This window comes from Bifidobacterium moukalabense DSM 27321 (genome assembly GCF_000522505.1).
GTDB classification, from domain to species: domain Bacteria; phylum Actinomycetota; class Actinomycetes; order Actinomycetales; family Bifidobacteriaceae; genus Bifidobacterium; species Bifidobacterium moukalabense.
In genome coordinates this window covers 1-19,284 of sequence record NZ_AZMV01000009.1, presented here as the reverse complement: position 1 = coordinate 19,284, position 19,284 = coordinate 1, and the positions used below count along the sequence as shown (strand labels likewise).

Annotated in this window: 8 protein-coding genes, 1 tRNA gene and 3 rRNA genes; 7 read left to right on the top strand and 5 right to left on the bottom strand. The window is 60.4% G+C overall.

The annotated features are described in order from the left end of the window. The 5 genes from BMOU_RS10610 to BMOU_RS10750 form a co-directional block, all read left to right on the top strand. Positions 1–1,311: ribosomal RNA gene (locus tag BMOU_RS10610) — 16S ribosomal RNA — on the top strand; the annotation flags it as partial. 456 nt (positions 1,312–1,767) lie between these two features. After that, positions 1,768–4,846 (top strand): 23S ribosomal RNA (locus BMOU_RS10605). A 184-nt stretch (positions 4,847–5,030) separates the two neighbouring features. Further along, positions 5,031–5,147, top strand: a 5S ribosomal RNA gene (rrf, locus tag BMOU_RS10600). Positions 5,148–5,776: 629 nt separating this feature from the next. Further along, positions 5,777–5,864 (top strand) — tRNA-Ser (locus BMOU_RS10595). Positions 5,865–6,669: 805 nt separating this feature from the next. Beyond that, entirely contained in the window at positions 6,670–7,365 is a 696-nt protein-coding gene (locus BMOU_RS10750; RefSeq protein WP_137648408.1) for a 4'-phosphopantetheinyl transferase family protein, read from the top strand. Here BMOU_RS10750 and BMOU_RS10590 read toward each other — a convergent pair. The 4 genes from BMOU_RS10590 to BMOU_RS10575 all read right to left on the bottom strand — a co-directional run bounded on the left by BMOU_RS10590 (position 7,314) and on the right by BMOU_RS10575 (position 16,731). Next, the gene (locus BMOU_RS10590; protein WP_034877597.1) at positions 7,314–7,949 is read right to left on the bottom strand and encodes a TetR/AcrR family transcriptional regulator; all 636 of its coding nucleotides are present in this window, start codon (positions 7,947–7,949) and stop codon (positions 7,314–7,316) included. The genes BMOU_RS10750 and BMOU_RS10590 overlap by 52 nt on opposite strands. A 304-nt stretch (positions 7,950–8,253) precedes the next feature. Continuing rightward, positions 8,254–10,779 (bottom strand): beta-ketoacyl [acyl carrier protein] synthase domain-containing protein, encoded by a 2,526-nt coding sequence (locus BMOU_RS10585; RefSeq protein WP_081738550.1) that lies wholly within the window; start codon positions 10,777–10,779, stop codon positions 8,254–8,256. After that, positions 10,776–15,137 carry an SDR family NAD(P)-dependent oxidoreductase gene (locus tag BMOU_RS10580; RefSeq protein ID WP_034877593.1) on the bottom strand — a complete coding sequence of 1,454 codons (4,362 nt, stop codon included), beginning with the start codon at positions 15,135–15,137 and terminating at the stop codon, positions 10,776–10,778. Before BMOU_RS10580 ends, BMOU_RS10585 begins: the two co-directional genes overlap by 4 nt. Before the next feature lie 25 nt (positions 15,138–15,162). Continuing rightward, positions 15,163–16,731 carry an MFS transporter gene (locus BMOU_RS10575; RefSeq protein ID WP_034877591.1) on the bottom strand — a complete coding sequence of 523 codons (1,569 nt, stop codon included), beginning with the start codon at positions 16,729–16,731 and terminating at the stop codon, positions 15,163–15,165. A 553-nt stretch (positions 16,732–17,284) separates the two neighbouring features. On the opposite strand from BMOU_RS10575, the gene BMOU_RS10570 reads away from it, so the two are divergent. Then, complete coding sequence (locus BMOU_RS10570) at positions 17,285–17,881, top strand: nitroreductase family protein (RefSeq protein WP_034877589.1); 597 nt, start codon at positions 17,285–17,287, stop codon at positions 17,879–17,881. A gap of 140 nt (positions 17,882–18,021) precedes the next feature. Then, on the top strand, positions 18,022–18,702 hold the full coding sequence (locus tag BMOU_RS10565; RefSeq protein ID WP_235143782.1) for a CPBP family intramembrane glutamic endopeptidase: 681 nt from the start codon (positions 18,022–18,024) through the stop codon (positions 18,700–18,702). Here the strand turns inward: BMOU_RS10565 and BMOU_RS11115 are convergent. Then, positions 18,679–18,825, bottom strand: a complete 147-nt coding sequence (locus BMOU_RS11115; RefSeq protein WP_081738549.1) for a DNA topoisomerase — start codon at positions 18,823–18,825, stop codon at positions 18,679–18,681. The genes BMOU_RS10565 and BMOU_RS11115 overlap by 24 nt on opposite strands. Between the last annotated feature and the right edge of the window lie 459 nt (positions 18,826–19,284).

Genomic DNA, 19,284 nt, shown 5'->3' with positions numbered 1-19,284 from the left:
GGATGGGGTCGCGTCCTATCAGGTAGTCGGCGGGGTGACGGCCCACCGAGCCTACGACGGGTAGCCGGCCTGAGAGGGCGACCGGCCACATTGGGACTGAGATACGGCCCAGACTCCTACGGGAGGCAGCAGTGGGGAATATTGCACAATGGGCGCAAGCCTGATGCAGCGACGCCGCGTGCGGGATGGAGGCCTTCGGGTTGTAAACCGCTTTTGATCGGGAGCAAGCCGGCTTGTCCGGTGAGTGTACCCTTCGAATAAGCACCGGCTAACTACGTGCCAGCAGCCGCGGTAATACGTAGGGTGCAAGCGTTATCCGGAATTATTGGGCGTAAAGGGCTCGTAGGCGGTTCGTCGCGTCCGGTGTGAAAGCCCATCGCTTAACGGTGGGTCTGCGCCGGGTACGGGCGGGCTGGAGTGCGGTAGGGGAGACTGGAATTCCCGGTGTAACGGTGGAATGTGTAGATATCGGGAAGAACACCAATGGCGAAGGCAGGTCTCTGGGCCGTCACTGACGCTGAGGAGCGAAAGCGTGGGGAGCGAACAGGATTAGATACCCTGGTAGTCCACGCCGTAAACGGTGGATGCTGGATGTGGGGCCCGTTCCACGGGTTCCGTGTCGGAGCTAACGCGTTAAGCATCCCGCCTGGGGAGTACGGCCGCAAGGCTAAAACTCAAAGAAATTGACGGGGGCCCGCACAAGCGGCGGAGCATGCGGATTAATTCGATGCAACGCGAAGAACCTTACCTGGGCTTGACATGTTCCCGACCGATCCGGAGACGGGTCTTCCCTTCGGGGCGGGTTCACAGGTGGTGCATGGTCGTCGTCAGCTCGTGTCGTGAGATGTTGGGTTAAGTCCCGCAACGAGCGCAACCCTCGCCCTGTGTTGCCAGCACGTCGTGGTGGGAACTCACGGGGGACCGCCGGGGTCAACTCGGAGGAAGGTGGGGATGACGTCAGATCATCATGCCCCTTACGTCCAGGGCTTCACGCATGCTACAATGGCCGGTACAGCGGGATGCGACATGGCGACATGGAGCGGATCCCTGAAAACCGGTCTCAGTTCGGATTGGAGTCTGCAACCCGACTCCATGAAGGCGGAGTCGCTAGTAATCGCGGATCAGCAACGCCGCGGTGAATGCGTTCCCGGGCCTTGTACACACCGCCCGTCAAGTCATGAAAGTGGGCAGCACCCGAAGCCGGTGGCCTAACCCCTTTTGGGGGTGGAGCCGTCTAAGGTGAGGCTCGTGATTGGGACTAAGTCGTAACAAGGTAGCCGTACCGGAAGGTGCGGCTGGATCACCTCCTTTCTACGGAGAATTCAGGGCACGGTTCGTGTCCGGTGTGTGCCCCATGCGCGTGGAATGGTTCCACGGTTTCGTGTGGGGATGCTGGTGTGGAAGAGATCGTCTGGCCTGCCGTCCCCCTGCGGGGTGGCGGGGGTGGTATGGGTGTGCTTTTGGGTTCCCGGACCGCCACCCCACAGTCTTGGATTGTGGTGCGGTTCGATGCCCATCATGGGTGGCCTGGACGTCGTTCGGACGTCGGGTGACAGTGGTGGCGCGTGGTGGTTTGAGAACTGGATAGTGGACGCGAGCAAGGGAAACCTGGTGTTTCTCTTTGCTTATCGCGATTTCGCCAAACTCTTCTTTTTCGAGTTTGGTTTCGAGATCGATCGTTTTGTGATCATTTTGAGTGTGATGATTTGTCGTCTGGCGATCCTGCTATCAGGAGACCCGCGGGCGGGGCGATGGCCGTGGTGCCGTTGTGTCGCTTGCAAGGGCGTATGGTGGATGCCTTGGCAGACAGTACCGACGAAGGACGTTTGAGGATGCGATAAGCCTCGGGGAGCCTCCAGCATGGCTTCGATCCGAGGATTTCCGAATGGGGCAACCCGCCGGCCGTCATGGGCCGGCACCGCATTTGTTGCGGGGGGTACGCAGGGAAGTGAAACATCTCAGTACCTGCAGGAAGGGATACTCCGTGAGTAGTGGCGAGCGAAAGCGGATCAGACCAAACCGGCCGCGCGCGATACCCGTCGGGGGTTGCGTGGCCGGGGTTGCGGGAGCGTGTGTCCCGGCCCCGACGGGCCGGGCGGGAGTCATAAAGCGGCTAGCCAGGGGAACAGGCTTGAAGGCCTGGCCGTAGAGGGTGCCAGCCCCGTACCTGGACGCTTGCCGTCTCCCGATCGCGTGTCCCAAGTAGCGCGGGCCTCGTGGAATCCCGCGTGAATCGGCGCCGACCGTGGCGTAAGTCTAAGCATACCTGTCTGACCGATAGCGTACCAGTACCGTGAGGGAAAGGTGAAAAGCACCCCGGGAGGGGAGTGAAAGAGTTCCTGAAACCGTGCGCCTACAATCCGTCGGAGCCCTTTTGTGGGGTGACGGCGTGCCTATCGAAAAATGAGTCTGCGAGTCAGTGGTGCGTGGCGAGGCTAACCCGTGGTGGGGCAGCCGTAGCGAAGGCGAGTCCGAATAGGGCGTTTTTCAGTCGCGTGTCCTGGACCCGAAGCGGGATGATCTAGCCCTGGGCAGGTTGAAGCGCGGGTAAGACCGCGTGGAGGACCGAACCCACCTGGGTTGAAAACCGGGGGGATGACCTGGGGCTAGGGGTGAAAGGCCAATCAAATTCCGTGATAGCTGGTTCTCTCCGAAATGCATTTGGGTGCAGCGTCGGCTTATTGCATCGCGGGGGTAGAGCTACCGGATGCTTGCGGGCCCTTGTGGGGTACCAACAGCAGCCGAACTCCGAATACCGTCGATGTGTATGCCGGCAGTGAGTCGGCGGGGGATAAGCTCCGTCGTCGAGAGGGAGACAGCCCAGACCGTCGTCCAAGGTCCCGAAGCGTGTGCTAAGTGGGAAAGGATGTGGGGCCGCATAGACAGCCAGGAGGTTGGCTCAGAAGCAGCCATCCTTGAAAGAGTGCGTAACAGCTCACTGGTCTAGTGGTCCCGCGCCGACAATGTAGCGGGGCTCAAGCACACCACCGAAGACGCGGCGGCACGCGTTTGCGCGTGCCGGGTAGGAGAGCGTCCCCTGAGGGGCGAAGCGGCCGGGTGACCGTGCCGTGGACTTCAGGGGAGTGAGAATGCAGACATGAGTAGCGGAAGACGGGTGAGGATCCCGTCCGCCGGATGACCAAGGGTTCCGGGGCCACGTTCGTCGTCCCCGGGTGAGTCGGGTCCTAAGGCGAGGCCGACAGGCGTAGTCGAATGGATGAACGGGTGGATATTCCCGTACCGGCAGCGAACCGACAGGACCGAGACGGTGGGTGCCGACCTCCGGGTTTCCGGGCGTGCGTTCCTTCGGGGGCGCGTGCCGGGGTTCCCGTTGGGGGCGCAGCCGCAGTAGGTGAGCGCAGGGGTGACACGGAATGGGAGCCGGCCGCGGAGGTGGTTTTCCGTGGTCAAGCACGCAGCGCGCATCATAGGCAAATCCGTGGTGCATGGGCGCGAGGTGCGATGATGGGGCCCGTTGCGGGCCGATATCCGGTGGTCCAGGCCGTCGAGAAAAGCCTCGGCGTCAGGCGCGTTGCCGCCCGTACCCCAAACCGACACTGGTGGTCAGGTAGAGAATACCAAGGCGATCGAGCGAATCCTGGTCAAGGAACTCGGCAAACCGCTCCCGTGCCTTCGGCATAAGGGAGACCCCCGCGGGTGAACGGACATGCTCCGGGAGCGTGTGGGGGTGGCACAGACCAGGGGGTAGCGACTGTTTACCAAAAACACAGGTGCATGCGAAGGCGTAAGCCGCTGTATATGCACTGACGCCTGCCCGGTGCCGGAAGGTTAAGAGGATCCGTCAGCCCCCTTGGGGGTGAAGCGGTGAATTCAAGCCCCGGTAAACGGCGGTGGTAACTATAACCATCCTAAGGTAGCGAAATTCCTTGTCGGGTAAGTTCCGACCTGCACGAATGGCGTAACGACTTCCCCGCTGTCTCGACCAGGAGCTCGGCGAAATTGCAGTACGAGTAAAGATGCTCGTTAAGCGCAGAAGGACGAAAAGACCCCGGGACCTTTACTATACCTTGGTATTGGCGTCAGTCGCGGATTGTGTAGCATAGGCGGGAGGCTTCGAAGCGCGGGCGCCAGCCCGTGTGGAGCCGCAAGGTGAAATACCGCTCTGTTCTCGTTTGACGTCTCACCTCGAACGGTCATCCCGTTCAGGGACAGTGCCTGGCGGGTAGTTTAACTGGGGCGGTTGCCTCCCAAAGAGTAACGGAGGCGCTCAAAGGTCCGCTCAGCCCGGTTGGCAATCGGGTGTCGAGTGCAATCGCACAAGCGGGCTTGACTGCGAGGACGACGGTCCGGGCAGGGACGAAAGTCGGAGATAGTGATCCGGTGCCGGCGCACGGGCGCGGCATCGCTCAACGGATAAAAGGTACCCCGGGGATAACAGGCTGATCATTCCCAAGAGTCCATATCGACGGGATGGTTTGGCACCTCGATGTCGGCTCGTCGCATCCTGGGGCTGGAGCAGGTCCCAAGGGTTCGGCTGTTCGCCGATTAAAGCGGCACGCGAGCTGGGTTCAGAACGTCGTGAGACAGTTTGGTCTCTATCCTCTGCGCTCGTTGGAATCCTGGGGAGGCCTGCCCATAGTACGAGAGGACCTGGGTGGACGAACCTCTGGTTTGCCGGTTGTCGCGCCAGCGGCACGGCCGGTTGGCCACGTTCGGGAGGGATAACCGCTGAAAGCATCTAAGCGGGAAGCCTGCTCCGAGATTAGGATTCCTTACAGTCCTGAACTGTTGTAGCCCGCATGTGGAACACGTGTTTGATAGGCCGGAGGTGGAAGCCCCGCGAGGGGTGGAGCCGACCGGTACTAACGGGCGATGGCGACATAACGTCCCGACCCCTGTGGTTGGGTCGGGTCCGCGTCTTTCCTGCTGCGGGATCGTTCCAGGCGACAAGGAGCGCCGGAATGGTCGCATTACGATTCACACGATAGGCTCCTCGCGTCCGCTAGCCGGTTCCCAAACCGCCACGGTCATAAATGCCGGAACGGTTCCCGTTCCGTTGTTTTTGGTCTTGCGGTGGCCATGGCCCAGGTGTGACGCCCGGTCCCTTTCCGAACCCGGAAGCTAAGGCCTGGCACGGTGATGGTACTGCACCCGGGAGGGTGTGGGAGAGTAACGCGCCGCCGCATCCAACCGTTGGGACCCCTTCCCCGGTCGAGCCTGTCGGGCTCCCGGGGAAGGGGTCCCTTTTCGTTGTCGGCGGCCCCTTGCCCTCCGGCCCCGGGGCCTTCGGCGGGCTCCCGGGGAGGGGGTCTTGTGCGTGTTTGCGTGGCCTTTTGCCCTCCTTCCTTTCCGGTGTCCCGCACGACCCCACCCGCCGATGGCCCGGGGGTGCCGTCGGCGTGTTGTTCCGGGAGGCCGGGCGGGGTTCCGAGCCGCGGCGCGTCCACGGATCCAAAGCCCAGACACATCAGCAATCTGCTGACGGTTTGTCCTCGTAACATCATTGTTCAGTTATCTCAAGGTGTAAGTTGACATCGGACGCCTTCCCCTCATGTTGAGCATCGTCGGCTGTCTTAGGGCCTGTACACGCTGAATTTTCCCATGGTTTGGTTATTCGGCTGGCAGGATGCGTGTACGGGCGTTGAGTCTCTCCATGTTTGATTTATGCGATGCTGAAGTTGCTAGCAAGTGCATCGTCCTGTTTGGCTGTTCACTCTCTACGCGGCGCGACACGCCGATTTTGAGGTTACGGCATTGCGTTGTATCCTAGTCAAGTTGCGTTTTGCAAGTGACCATTGTGGAACGTTGCATAATTGGAGAATTCGCCTAGTGGTCTATGGCGCACGCTTGGAAAGCGTGTTGGTGTAACAGCCTCACGAGTTCGAATCTCGTATTCTCCGCCAGCAGGGCTTTCGGAGTATTCCGAAAGCCTTTTTTCATGCCCGAAAACGGCTTTCTTTCAACGATTCCGAACGGCTTGGACTGTCGGAGCGGTTTCCTTGTAGTTTCTTGGGCCTATGCCAAGTGGCACGATTTGCCGAAGCATTATTCGAGACGATTCGATGCCAACTACACCGCGATGGCGGAGGCCTGACTCGCTGACGTTGAACGGCATATAAGACTCGGCGACTGGAAGCCGCCCAGAATAACGGTGAGCAAGACGAGGGCGACCGACGTCACCTTTCGGGAATATGCCGCGATTTCATCGAAACACGTAGGAAACCCGACGGGGAGCGGGTCGCCCGACCACGCGCGAGAAGTATCTCCAGTATCTGGATGACTATCTGCTGCCTAAAAGACGACGGTTAAAAACACTCCGGGAATAATCCCGTGCCCTATATCCCATAGTCGTCCAAATGAGATAATGCGACCCTTCCTACCCATCAGGGCACACGGGGCTACGGATAAGTCTTGAGGACACGCACCATATGCGTTCACTCGGACTATTTCCATCAACAACATGGATACGTTGGGAACTTTTGCATGAAATAGTGGAGTTTATGGAAAATATGCCAGCTAAAGGCGTATGATCTGACTGTGGGTTCTGTTGCAAGCCTCGGCAAGCTGATCGGCATAATGGGCACATTCCCTTTCCAACACATGGACGGGCGATTCGATTTCCAAGATGGACTGTTGCGGACGGAATCGGATTGAAAGGCATGCTTCTTCATGCCGTGAAGGTCGGGGACTCCGCGTTTTCATTTTGGAATGCGCTGGCGTCACAGGAAACAACCCACGAGGGACGGCGGAGACTCCATAATGTGCGCAGACCTCATGATGCGACGGACACACCTGTTCGGGCCACTGCTTGCCTCCGGCTGCGAGGTATCGGTCTCGGGGGAGGGGACACGTCATGTGCGATTGTTCGACAGTGAGCGGGCATTGGTCGGGAACGCCACTGCCAAACGAAGCAAGGAATTCACGGAGACGCGCCTTTTAGCCCACGAAGCCTTACGACGTATCGGCCGTGACGGTCCGATCCTCCGGGGTCGGGATGGTGAACCGCTCTGGCCGTCAGGCATTGTGGGATCACTGTCGCATTGTCCGTCATTGTGCGTCGCCGCCGTGGCACCGTCGGAAAGAATCCGTGCCGTGGGAGTGGACGTGGATGATTCGGACGAATTATCCGATACGGTCATGCGGTTTGTGTTCTCTCCTGAAGAGCTCGCATCCTTACGGATGGTTTCCTCGGTGGAACGTAGGGCGGCTTTCTGTGCGAAGGAGGCCGCCTCGAAGGCATTGTCCGCATTGGACGGGACGGGGGACTTCCGTAAGGTGTCCGTGCGTCCGAAGGCGGATGGAACGTTTACGGCGGTGAGACGGGATGCAACGTTGCGCGGCCAATGGCGATCTTACGATCGGCTGGTATCCGCGATGGTCGTCGTTCCTTCGGAGGCCGCTTGAGAGGAGCGAACCCCTCGAATGAGCAGTCGGAGCAGAAAGGAATAGGCCGCATCGTCATCGTCGACGGGCGTATCATGTTCGGGTCGCGTCTCGAATTGGACGAACCCATGCACGGCGGACCATATGGACCATGCGATGAGGTGTGGGTCATCCCTCCGGATCTTTCCCGCGGCCTGCCCGTAGCGCACCAGTTCCGTCATGGCGGCAAGACAGGCTTCCGATGCATCGCCGGCGTGCCACCGCCACAACAGGGCGTAGATGCCGGGCGACGCCTTGGCGTGCTCACGGTATACGATTCCCGCATCATAAAGTCTCTGTAGAGGGTCTTCGGTGGTGACACGCAGGAGCTTTTCCCGTAGCGTTCGGAAACTGTCGTCGATGAGGGTGTCGATGACGGCCTGCTTGTCGCCGATATGCCGGTAGATACTCGCGGGAGAAACCTCCGCCCTTTCCGAGAGAAGCCGGATGGTGAAGGCGTCGTACCCATCCTCCTCGATAATCCGCTTCGAGGCGTCGAGTATGAGCCCCCTGATCTCAGCGGTGGGCGTCCGCTGGCTTTTTGTCGCCTTCTGAACAGTCTTCATATGCTTCTCCGCATCATCCGCCGTTACGGATGAAGAATCATCCTCCGGCCCATAGGTCCCTGCACCGCATCATGATGGGTGGGATCGGAAAGTCCATCACACTCCGGATCATTCCCCGATAGGGCAATGATGGTTGAATCCGCCGCATTGAGGTTGCCACCCGGCCGGGACATGTCGGGAACGGTGATTGACACGGGTATGCCCTCCATCTCCCAGCCTCATGTCGGGACATCGCGCATATGGCATGTCGATGTGCGGGGCGTCGGATTCGCGAATCGCCCCGCACATCGACCGCACTCGTCGGCTATCGGTGGCGCCGCAGGGCGTCTCTCAGAATGCGGAGCTCCCGTATCTTGCTCTCCCTCTCCGCAGGGGAATCAAAGGGGACGATGATGCGGATGGGTGTGTCCTGACCGTCCGGCTGGACCGTCCCATCGAGCAGCATGGCCAGGCAGTCGGGAACCGTGGGGCCCTGTATGCCAATCCACGTGTCATGTACCGTGACGCCATTGGACGGCCCGCGGCCCGCATCCGTCCCGGGATGCTCCTGAAGCCCGTCCGGTAGGCGTTCGATTCGTTCGGATGTCACAGCGTCAAGGTCCATCACATCGACCAGCATGCTTCCCGCCTGCAGTCGGGAAGCATGACGTCCACGCTCGGTCACGGCCTGGGCCAGTCGGGCCGCATCCAGAAAAACCTGAGGGTCCGTTCCCGGCTGGTCTGCGTGGCTGATTCTGATGACGGCCTGGACCTGCTCCCGATGGGCCTTCACCCAATCCAGTGGACGCAGCATGATCAGAGTTGCGGTCGCCAGCCTGGCCGCATCCTGGTCGACGAGATGACTCGGATTGGCGAACGATGATCCGACGATCATGCCATCCGCTTCATGCTCGGCCAGTACGAGGGAAGCCATTTCAATGGACCGGGCGAAGGAAAGGCGGCCGCCGTCGATGACGCAGTTAGGGCCCCGGTAGTTGAACATGTTGGCTATCCTCCCCGAAACTATGTTGTCCATGTAACCGGGCAGCGCGGCCTCGACCGTTGCGCCTATCGACGTCGTGACACGATCGCCGAACCAGTGCTGCAGCTCACGGCGACGCTCATCCGGAATTTCGGCATGGGCGATGGCATCAAGGATTTCGGGAAGCCGTATGCGCAATTCCCTACGGGCCCCCACCGCCAATCCCGATGGCTGCCCGAGGAAGGCGCCGACGGTTTCCTTCTGGTCGGATTCCATCATAGGCTGCAGATTCCCCGCCGCCAGGACCGCCAGACGCTGGGCGATGTCCATGTGCGGCAGCAGCACCGGGGGAGTATGAAAAACCCGCCAGTCGGCCGTCATCGGATCATCAAGCAGCGTGCGTGGTTTTTCGCAGTTCGCCTGGGCGACGCATTGCACCGCCAGATACATGGCGTCCCGGGTTTCGGCGGCCGCATGCGCCGGCCCGGCTGACCGGCCGTCATCATACTGTTCGACGATGACCGATGAGTTGATGCCTCCGAAACCGAAGGCGTTGATCAGCGCCCTGCGTGGACGATTTTCGGGTTCGGGCCATGGGTCGGGGTTGGCGTGCAGCTGCAGGAGCTCCGGATGCTTCGCGATTAGCGGGTGGGGCGTCGTCACGCCGTGGGTCGGCAGATACCGTTCATGGCTGAATGATTCCAGTACCGACAGCAGGTTCGACGTGCCGGCCGTCGGGAAGCCGTGGCCGATGAGATTCTTGATGGACCCGATGGATACGGGGCCATTGCGACGTTCGGACAGCATGCCCATGATCGCCGTCAACTCGGAATTATCACCGGCTGGCGTACCCGTCGCGTGAGTCTCGATGTAGTCGATGCCGTCAGGGTCGATTCCTGCCTGTGCCAAGGCGCCCCGCATCGTGCGCTGCTGGCCTTCGGGATTGGGGGCGTAGATCGCCTTGCCATGTCCGTCGCTCGTCGAATACGAGCCTATGATGACCCCGCTGATGGGGTAGCCATGCCGTTTCGCATATGAAAGCGTGCACAGCAGGACCGCCGCCGCACCCTCGGCGGGCACCAGACCATTCGCGTTCGCATCGAGCGGCCTGGCGGGCTTGTCGCTCAGGCCCCCGATTTTAGCGAAACTCACGTTTCCCGTGATGGACATGTTCGCCATCGCCCCGACCGCCATGACCAACGGTTTCGCGTGGGTATGCAGATAGCGGGCCGCAAGATCCACGATGAGCAATCCCGAGGCGCATGCTCCGTCAATGACGATGTGTTCATCGGGCATTCCCAACAGTTCCGCGGGGATCCGCGCCAGATCGGATGGGGCGTTCGCCGTTTCCGACGCATTGTTGCGTGACAGGATGACGTCATCGATGGCACGACGCGCGGCATCCCGCGCATCCGTGCCGAAGGCGTTCACGCATTCGGCGAGAAGTTCCCCGCTGATTTCCGACAATGATTGGTCTCCGAAGGCCTCGTCCGCCAGCATGTTGCCTACGAACAGCCGGCATCGTGCACGCTCGGAATCGTCGATGCCCGATTCGCTGATCGCCTGGGACGCGCTGTCGACGATCATCCGCTGCGTACGGTTCAACCGCATCCGTTCCGAGGAGGCCGCCCGATCATCCTGATCGTAATCGGTGACGAATCCGCCGATGCCGCAATAGGTTCTGTCGACGGCGTTGCGGTCGGGATCGACATAGTCGACTTGTGTGCCCCAACGTCCGGATGTCGGGGGATGGATGCCGCTTCGGCCTTCGACTATGGCATCCCAGAGTTCTTCGGGCGAGCACGAATGCGGGGGAAGGATGCAGCCGCGTCCGATGATAGCGATTGGTTCGAAATGATCCATCATCATTGCTCCTTTGCGGGTACGACGGTGTCGGGGGATGCCATGATGTCATGCTTGTGTTCCACCGGACCCAGGATGGTGAGCCGCACGTCATCCGCCTGGCAGAGCAGGTATCCGTTGACGTCGATGATTTCGATATGAACGTCGATCCCCTGCTCGTCTTCGGTGAGGAAATCCATCTTTCCGTAACACAGTTCTCCTGCCGCGGGGCAGCGGAACTGGCGGGCTCCATGGATCTCGATCGGCACCACGTGCCGTCCCCTGAGTTGGAATTCGCGCATCAACGCCATCCTGCCGACATTATCGATCAGCAGCGGACAGCAAAGGAACTGCGGATTGCGTACGTCGCTGAACAGTCCGGGCACGGATGGCACCATGAATTCACCCACCGCGCAGTCATCGCCAATCAGCCGTGCCCTGCGCATGTACCGGAAGGTCGGTCCGAAACTGATGAAATGTTCGGTATCGGCATGATAACGATCGATGTCGATGGGCACTCCCTGTTCGAGCAGGCGTTCCGGATGCCAATCCGCCCGACATGGTTCGGGGGCCTTGTCCAGCAGTCTGATGACGGCCGTCGAATGGGTGCGGTGGGGGATGAGGATCCTGCCGTCCGGCGTTTTGAATGTCGAGTACAGTTCCGTCGCGATGACCTGGCTGCCCGTACGGTCCGTACGATGGGCATTGACCGTGATCGGGACCTCGTCATTGTCGCGGCATTTGAGGAACGTGTTCAGTTTGAGTTCCTCGAGTTCGACGCCGAACCGTTTCACGTTGGACAGGCATGAGGCGGCTTCTATCTGCGTTTCCAGGTGAAGCACCCCGGGGAAGGTCGTGACGCCCTTCACCCGGTGGTCGGGCAGGTACAGGTCACGGTCATATCGGAGCATCCGATGTGCGAGGATCGTGTCCGCATCCTGCTTGTCGATGCTGTCGAGCATCGGATAGTGGGGCTTGTCCACGACGGTTCCCGTGGTTTCGATGGGTGAGATCAGTTCCAGTCCGTCATCTAGGGAATCCAGTTGTCCTTGTGGCCTGTTGGAACCCAATGATCCCATGATCAGTACCTCGGGGTCCGCCGTGCCGAGCGCGAGCTCGTCGAGGAAGAATGCCGAACCGGTCTTGACGGGAATGTATTCCATCCCACGGTCCTGTTCCTGCACAGCGATCACCTGCGGATGGACGGCCATGCCGACCTGCCCCCATGCCGACCATTCCATCGTCACGAATGGGATTTTCCGATTGGCGGGCATGTTCATCGGGATCGTGTGGGAGAGCGCGGAAAGCGTGGCTGCGGCGGCAGTGTAGTCGACCTGCCCGTCCATGCCGAAACGTCCGGAGACCGATCCGAAGGAGACGAAGGCGGTCAGTGACGGTTCGTCCTTGGTGGCGTGATACAGGTTGATGAACCCGCCAAGTTTGACCGCGATGCTTCTCATGGTACGGTCCAACGTCTTGCCGGGCAGCCTGCCGAATGATTCCAGGCCGGCGGCATGGACCACCAGCGAAAGGTCCCCCCATTGCCTGCGGGCCTTATGGACCGCGTTCTCCGTGGATTGTGCGTCTGCTATGTCGCAGGGAATATAGTGCAGGTTACGTCGTGCGGATACTGCGGTCCTGAGGTTCCTTGCAAGGACACGAATATGACTAATCCGGTCGTATTCCTCCGACAGTGCAATCGCTCCGAGCGAGGGATCCTTCCGTTTGGTTTCGCGGATGAAGTCGGGTTTCGCCTGCGCCCATTCCTCCTCGCTCAGGTGAAGCCAGCGTTGTGCCCGGGGATCATCGACATCGGATCGTCCCGTGATCACGACGTTGATCTGCGGCTGTTCGTCCGCAAGGGCTTTGGCGCATTCCAACGCGATGCCGCGTGAACCTCCGGAGAAGAAGGCCACGGTTCCCTCCGGCAGCTGCCTGCGAATCGCGTGCTCCCGGCTCATCTCCATGGGAATCACGCGAACCACATGACGGCGTCCATGCAGGTATCCCATCTCGCAGTCCTGATCCTGCCGGTAGTGGCGCACCTCGTTCAGGATGGCGCCGGGCACGTCGTCAGGGGAATCCACGTCCATGGTCTTGACCTGCAGATTGCGCAGTTCCTTGCCGAGACTCTTATAGAATCCCGTGTCCAATGCGTCCAGCGGATCGCCCGCTCCCTTGCTTCCCGCTCCCGAGACGCCTCCCGTCCTGGTGACCGACAGCCATGCCATGCCGTCTTCCGTATGTTCGATTAGCGGATACAGGATCCGGGACAATTGGAATACACGCGCGTATCGTTCGCGGACGATGCGCATCCACGCTTCGTTCCGCCGTTCGAACGATGGGACGTCGTCATGGAACGAGTGGCAGTCCAGGATCATCCTGATGGGCGTTCCGGACTCCACCGTGGGATAGGTTCCCGCATCGATGATCGCATCCGCGGTGGTGGCATGCACTTCGCGGAAAACCGATTGGAGCGTTTGCCGGATGGACGCATCCAGTTCGTGGTCGCCGGATTGAATGAACAGGCAGGTAGAATCGGACCAGTCGGTCAGGTCGGGATCATCGGCAAGTGGTTTGTCGATGATTTGCGGGACGAATCGTTTTACGCTGGAGACATTCTTGATGGCATCGGAATCCCCGGCAAGTGGTTGTTCATCCTGCTGCTGTGCGGAGGTCGGCTCGGCGTGTTCGAGGCATTCGACGATCTGGCGTAGGGTCCGGGCCTGGGACAGGTCGAGGGATTCAGGCTGTATGCCGATTCGTTCGGCCACCGTTCCCAGGGCTTGCATCTGCTTGACCGAATCGATGCCGAGGTCGGCCTCGAGGTCCATGTCCGGGTCGATGACTTCCGCGGGATAGCCGGTGACCTCGCACAGGCTCCGCAGTAGAAGATCATCGAGATCGGTGCCGTCTTTACGGGTATCGTCATCGTTTGCCGGGGGAACATGGTCGATGGTCTTGGCCTGCGTCGCCCGCTCGTCATGGCGGGATCCCTCATCCGACTGCAGGGACGAGAGTTCTCGGGACAGGTCGTTCAAGGTGCGGGCTTGGGAAAGGTCGACCTGTTGGCTGTCGATATGCCGGGTTTCGGCCACCGTTCCCAGGGCTTGCATCTGCTTGACCGAATCGATGCCGAGATCGGCCTCGAGGTCCATGTCCGGGTCGATGACCTCCGCGGGATAGCCGGTGACTTCGCACAATGCGTCCAGAAGCGCCGTGCGCACGTCATCCGCCGTTGGCCGTGGTGTCGTGACGGCGGGCTTCGATGGTTCGGACTTGGCCTTCCGCCCGTTCCCCTGTGTGTCGCAGAGCCATTGCAAGGCCTGGATCCGTTCGGCGGTTTTGGCTCCGCCGTTTGGCCCGCAGTCAAGCTTGAGCACCGTCGCCCCGCCGTCGTGCAGCTGATGCTCGATCAGGGTGCCGATGATGTGTTTGGGTCCCATGTCGACGAACACCTTCGCGCCCGCGGACCGGCAGGATGCGATGCAGTCACGGAAATCGAAGGGGGTGACCAGCTGTCCGGCGAGCAGTTGCGGCAGATGCTCCACATCACCGGATTGCAGGGGTCCCTGGGTGATTGTCGAGATGACGGGGATGTCGGGCCTGTTCCAATGGTATCGTTCCAGCCTATGCTCGAACTCCATCACGACGGGCGAAAGCACCGGACTGTGGAAGCCTACGGGGATGGGAAGCACAAAGCTTTCGATCGACTCCGCCGCCAAACGTTCCGTCACGTTCGCGACCAAGGCCCTGGCACCCGAAATAACAAGTTGCTCGTCAGAGTTGACGATTCCGATGGATAACGGTCCCTGACAGGACAGTGCGGCCACGACGGCCCTGACCCTATGCATGTCATGGATGCTACGCGGCAATGCGACCGCCATCGCGCCACGCATGGCGTAGGGGATGGATTCGATGGTCTCCGCACGGTCCATGACCGCCGCGAACCCGTCCTCGAACGATACCGCCCGCGAGGCAATCAGCGCGCTGTATTCGCCCAGACTGTGCCCCATGAGCATCGAGACGGGTATTCCTGCGGCCTTGAGAACGGCGAACATCGCCAGAGAGGCCGTTACGATGGCGGGCTGCATGACCGTCGGCATGGTCAGACGGTCGTCCTTGCCGGAATCGACCGTCGTGGAAAGACGTTCGCCATACCGTTCCTTGTACAGTTCATCGGCTTGGGCGATAATCTGTCGGGCTTCGGGGAAGTCGGACAGGCAGCCGTGGAACATGCCGACGCTTTGGCTGCCGTGACCGGGGAAGCATACCGCGATGTCACTGATGGGGTTGCGTGTGTCCTCCGCCAGCGCGCCGGCCGTCAGGAGACGGTCCGTCATATCCGTGTCCGTGATCCGTGGAATCCGTCTATCGTCTTTCATGATGGATGTTCCTTTCTATTGGGGTCTATTGGGGGAGATTGCCTGAATCGTGTTTGGGAAGGGTGATCCAGCAGAGCAGCGCGAACGCCAGCGCGAGGGCGCAGGCGATCCAGCATGCCGCGTGCGTGGCGCTCATGAAACTGGTCGAGACGGACTGCTCCACGGTCTGTCGGATGCTTGCCGGCAGGTGTGGAAGGATCGATTTCGCCGCCATCACCGAATCCTCCGCGGCTTTCGCGATGGAAGACGGGATCTGCAGTCCGGACAATGAGTCCGAGAGCTCGTTGGGGTAGACGGAGGAGATCGCGGACCCCATGACGGCGACGCCCAACGTGCCGCCGATCTCGCGAATCGTGTCATTGACGGCCGATGCGGCGCCGGTCGAGCTTTCCGGAACGGTGCTCATCAGGGCATCCGTGGCGGGCCCCTGGATCAAGGCGATGCCGGCCGCCATCAGGGCCATGGTGGGTACGACCACGAACCAGTAGCTGCAATGGGCGTCGACACGCGTGACCACGAACATGCTCGCCGACAGGAACAGCAGTCCCGTCGAGACGACCGACCGGTATCCGAAGCGTTTCGCCAGTTGCGTGGCAAGCGGGGCGACAGCGGCCATGACCACCGCGAAGGGCAGCGTCGCGACCGCCGTCTGCAGTGCGGTGTATCCACGCAATGCCTGGAACCATTGGGTGGTGATGAAGATGAAGCCGAACAGGCAGAAGAACGCGACGCAGATCGCGCAGGTGCTGCTCGTGAATGTGGCCCTTCGGAACAGGCCGACATCGATGAGCGGGGCATGCGTATGCCCCTCGACCGCCGCGAATACCGCAAGTATGATCAAGGCCGCGCAGATGCCGCCTATGACCTGCCAGGAGAGCCAGCCGTAAGTCGGGCGTTCGATGATCGCCCACACCAGCAGGCCCACGCCGGCCACCGATAACACGGTGCCGAGGAAATCGAATCTCTCGGAACGGTACGCCCGTACCTCGGGCACCGCCACCGCGATGCAGACCAGTGCCACCACGCCGATGATGGAGCACACCCAGAAAATGGAATTCCACGCATAGTGCTCCAGCAGGACGCCGCCGATGATCGGGCCCAAGGCGATGCCGACCCCTGATGTCGCCGCCCACAGGCCGACGGCCAGGCTACGATACTTGGAACCTTCGAAGATGACGATGATTGACGACAATGTTGCCGGATAGATCATCGCGGCGCAGACCCCCAACACCACACGTAGCGTCACCAGCTGCCACAGGGTCCAGGAAAAGGCCGTGGCGGCAGAGACCACGGCGAATCCCGCCAATCCGATGAGCAGCATCCGCCTTCTTCCCCATCGGTCGCTGAGCTTCCCGGCGGGCAGAAGCAGTGCCGCGAAAGACAGCGTGTAGGCGTCCACCACCCATTGCAGGTCCGTGGACGAGGCGTTCAACGCGTCGCTCATCGTGGGAATCGCGACGTTGACGATGGTGTTGTCCATCACGACCAGCAATACCGCCAGACATAGGGCGGTGAGGGCTATCCCTCTGTTCCTGGACAGTGCGTGCCTCCGATTCGACGTGGGGGCGGGGATCAACGAGCGTGTAGATTGCATATCAATGTTCTCCTACTGTGTAACAATGTTATCTACAAATGAAACGATACTCCTCTCCGTGAGGGATTGCCACCATCCCCTGCGACCCGTCCGCATGGGTCCCATCCAGATGGATGGCCACCTTCACCACGTCGTGCAGCCGACGGGACTATGATCCGTTGAACTTCAATGAAGAAAGCGCTGGCTGACTCTTTGTTGGAAATGTGAACTGCCGGCATGCTCCGCTGAAGCAACGTTGCTGATGGTTTCGGATGGTGGGTTTCCGATTGCCTGATTCTTCCCAATCCGTCAGCCGGCAATTGCCGAATGTCCGTGGTGGCTCACGATGGTTGCGGGGCTATATACCCATCCAGGGTGTTGGCTGCACCTTGCGAAAACCGAGCCCATCGTATGCCCGAACAGGTGAATTTCCATACGCCGGAGCGAAATCCCGCATGGGCGGGATATTCGTCGGGGAGATTCCACTGACAGCGTGACCGGTTGATCATGTGCTGGCGGGAGACGCTACCATGAAGACGCAAATCATGTGAATCATCACGCAAAGGAGCATGGCGTGAACTATCTGGAAATCATCAACCGTCGCCGTAGCGTCTATACCCTCACCGACCGTCTGCCCATCAGCGAAAACGAACTCGTCGGAATCGTCGAAGAGACCGTCGTCGCCACGCCGTCCCCTTTCAACGTGCAGAGCGGCCGTGCCGTGATTCTGTTGGGGGAGCAGCACAAGCTTCTATGGGACGGTATCGTATACGACACACTTAAGGCCATCGTGCCGGAAGGCGCCTTCGAGAATACGGCCGCCAAACTGTCTGGTTTTGCCGCCGGCGCCGGCACCATACTCTTCCTTGAGGACCAGGACGCGGTTGACGGCCTTAAGGAACGGTTCCCGACCTACGCCGCCGCGTTCGATGGGTTTGCCGCGCATGCCCTTGGCATGATCGAGGTCAACGTCTGGAATGCGCTCGCCGAACAGGGTATTGGCGCCAATCTGCAACATTACAATCCGCTTATCGATGACATGGTGAAATCCCGTTGGGGCATCCCGGCTTCCTGGACGCTCGCGTCCGAAATGGTTTTCGGCGGCATCGCCCGTCCCGCCGGTCCGATTGAGAAGTTGCCGGCCAGCGAACGTGTTCGCGTGATTCGGTGATTATGGGCGATTCGTACCTGTCCATGCCCATCCGGACCCGGCATGGGTGACGATTTTCGCGGAATGCGCATGTATTGGGTATTTGTGCGAGGATGAGATGGATTATCTCATTCTCTTAAGCGTTTTTGGTGTAATTCTTCTTGAAGAAGTACCATATCGATGTCATATTTTCAGTCTTAGTACGTGTGACTACGATATGGGAGGGCCTGATGGATTTGTTCGTTCATACGCTCGTTTCCGGGCTTGTTCAGTTTACGTTGGCCGTGCTCATCGCTTTCGTCTGGTGGTGGTTCGGCGCACGCCGTCAGCGGCGATTCACTCAATGGATTGGTCTCACGAAGATCCAGGGCGGGACGAAGACCTTCTCGTTCATGCTCCTTACGCTTCTGATCCTGTTCGGGTGTGGCTGGCTTGTCATTCAGGTGGTACCGGGTACATATACCGCGTCCACGCAATTCGGAGGTCTGGGATGGACGGCTCTGCCATCCGTTCTCGTACATGCGTTGCTGAACACGTCGGGATGGGAGGAGATCTTCTTCCGGGGACTCCTGTTGAAGCGCCTGATGGGCAAGTGCGGACTACTTGTCGCCAATACCCTTCAAGCCGCTCTGTTCGGTCTCATGCATGGTGTCCCTCTGTTTCTCATGACGGGAATGAGTGTCGTTCAGGCCGCCGTCATCACCCTGTTCACCGGATTGGCGGGCTGGTGTTTGGGGTATATGAACGAAAAATATGCGCAAGGGTCCATCTTCCCGAGTTGGACGGTGCATATGCTGTCCAATGTGGCGTCGGGAACGCTATCCGCCTTCAACATGCTCTAAAGCATGAGCATGATGCAAAGGCAGGGAAGAATCGGTGCGCGGATACGTGGCGGCGTTCATCTCATACAGGTGCTGCAGCGCCGCCAGCGTCTGCTCCGCGGTCAGTCCGTGACGTGAATTCATGACCTTCTGCAGACCGGTCGGATAGAACAGGGTGGGCGGACTCCAGGTCGTTCACATACAATGCAATATGTTCGATTCTCATACCCACCTCCATGAATTCCGGATTCAATCAGCCTTTTGATGATGGCCTACCGTCGTGGTGGCAATGGTGGCTGTTGGTCCGGCGGGACGGCGGACGGCGGATACCGCACCGGCGGGACCCCGGACGGATACGCCGGCCCGCCACCCACAGCGGCGACAGGCCCTTGGGGCGGCCGGCGCCGGCCACGGGCGCGACGCCGCGCCACCACGGCCGCCACGATCCCGCCGACCACCACCACCACGGCCACGCCGGCCACCGGCACCACCCACCCCGGCAACGCCGGCGAACCCGCAGCATCCGCGTCCGCGTCCGCCCGTCCGGCGGTGGCGGTCGCCGACCAGCGCATGCAATCCGAACCGCCGTCCCTGCGGCACTGC